Origin of the sequence: Micromonospora craterilacus (genome assembly GCF_003236315.1) — a bacterium.
GTDB classification, from domain to species: Bacteria; Actinomycetota; Actinomycetes; order Mycobacteriales; family Micromonosporaceae; genus Micromonospora; species Micromonospora craterilacus.
Map to the genome: position 1 here is coordinate 1 of NZ_POTY01000441.1, position 1,732 is coordinate 1,732.

Genomic DNA, 1,732 nt, shown 5'->3' on the forward strand with positions numbered 1-1,732 from the left:
TTCCTGGTGGATGCGGAGTCTCCGCTGGTAGTGACCGATTCTGGCGCGGTCCTGGCGACGGGGTGTGCAAGTCCATCGCTGCCGTCACCCGCCGTCGGCGTCCAACCTGTGGATTCTGCGAAGGGCGTCTGGCGGGGCCTCGTTCAGCTCGTAGGCGAGGATGAGGGCCAACATTTGCCGGAGGTGGTTGCACGTCGTGCAACCGTTGCAACCTCGCTGGTGGTCGTCGGCTGCTTCGCGCACCGAGGCTGCGAGGTGGCCCAGGACGTATCCGCCGCGGATTGCTTCCGGCTGGTCGTCGAGTACCTGACGGTAGTGCTCGACGAGTTCCGGGTCGGGGCGCATGCGAATGATTTTCCCGCAGGAGCCCGTCGTAACGGTCCGGGGGCCGGCCGTCCGCGCTTACCACCGCTGGCCTGCTGGATCTACAACGTGTTCGGCCCTGGTCTCGATTGATGGTTGACGAAATGGCATCGGAGGTTGCTTGACGTCAGGCCGAGATCGAATAGTGCTGGTGTGTGGGTCGATGGTAGGCGTTATGGCTCGGGCGTGGCGGGCGCGTCCCTGAGGTTGCGCTCGAGTTCGCCTGGCAGGAGCTGCCAGGAGGTGTAGGTCCGGGTGTGAAAGGCTGGGTCGCCTGGACGGGCGATGGTTCGTCCAGCGTGGTGGAATCCGGCAGCGTCGTAGTTCATGCGCTTGAAGGCGGCGACCCGCCAGCTGGCGCTGGCCCAGGGCGGCAGGGGACTGCCGTCCAGCCGGAATGGCGTTTCGGGTTTGTCGGCGAGGGTGTCGAGTTCCGGTTGGGACGGCATGTGCGTGCCAGTGAAGTCGAGGGCGACGAGGACGGGTGCGACGGAGTGCCGTTCGTCGTCGATGCGGGCTACTCGTAACAGCGCCATGTTGCCGTTGGCGGCGCGGTAGCTGAGAACATCGCCGGGTTGCAGGTCGGTGACGTGGCGGCTGGGCCGGCGCACCTTCTTGCGCTGCGGCTGGGGGCCGGTCAGTTGTGCGCGGGCCTTTTCGAGGATGTCTCGGCGTTTGGCGGCAAGGCGAGGGTTGTCTGACCACCTTGCGAGGTCGGTCCCGCTGTCGATGGCGGCGATGGCGCGGTCGTGAACGGTGGGGTGGAGGCGGCCGAGCTTGGATTGGGTGACGGCCAAGGCCAGCCAGACCGATGTCGCCTCGTCCGGGTCGTCGAGCGCGTCGGCGTAGGAGTCGAGCATGCGTTGCGTGGCCTCGTCGTCGTCCACGCCGTCTTCGAGCATTTCGCGGTATTCGTCGCGCACGTCGCATGCTGTGTCGTCGGAGAACAGGCCAGGCCCCCAGGCGCCCATGTCACCTTCCTGCGTTCATGTTTTCCAGGTCTGGCCAACCTGCCACAGGTTCTGCCCGCCGTCATCTGGGACTGCGAACCTGATTCCTAAGGCTGCGCCCGTGGTGATCTGGTGCTTCGCCTTTGTGCGGTTCAGGTCAGTGGTGCTGAGGCGGGGGACGGCTTTGACCGGGCTGTCAGCGTCGTAGACGGTGATGGTGTGCTCGTCGAGGGCGGCGGTGACCAGTTTGCGGGCGTGGACCTTGCCGACTTGGATCTTTTGTCCGGCGACTTGGATGCTTCCGTCGATGGACACGATCCGCTCGACGGCGGGCGTGGTTTAGTCCACGACGTGCCCGGCGGTCGGGAACTCCTCACCTTCCTGCCGCAGCATCACCCCAGGAGCGGGCTGTACTCCGC

3 protein-coding genes are annotated in these 1,732 nt (G+C 65.9%); 2 read left to right on the forward strand and 1 reads right to left on the reverse strand.

Going from position 1 to position 1,732, the window contains the following annotated elements; genetic code table 11:
* Positions 1-456: hypothetical protein (locus tag C1I95_RS36795; protein ID WP_233514054.1), on the forward strand; the 456-nt coding region annotated here is incomplete at its 5' end.
* Between the two features lie 80 nt (positions 457-536).
* Here the strand turns inward: C1I95_RS36795 and C1I95_RS33600 are convergent.
* Positions 537-1,334 carry a DUF4259 domain-containing protein gene (locus C1I95_RS33600; RefSeq protein ID WP_111220112.1) on the reverse strand — a complete coding sequence of 266 codons (798 nt, stop codon included), beginning with the start codon at positions 1,332-1,334 and terminating at the stop codon, positions 537-539.
* A gap of 198 nt (positions 1,335-1,532) precedes the next feature.
* On the opposite strand from C1I95_RS33600, the gene C1I95_RS36800 reads away from it, so the two are divergent.
* Positions 1,533-1,732, forward strand: a 200-nt coding sequence (locus C1I95_RS36800; RefSeq protein ID WP_233514055.1) for a hypothetical protein, incomplete at its 3' end; no start/stop codon positions are given.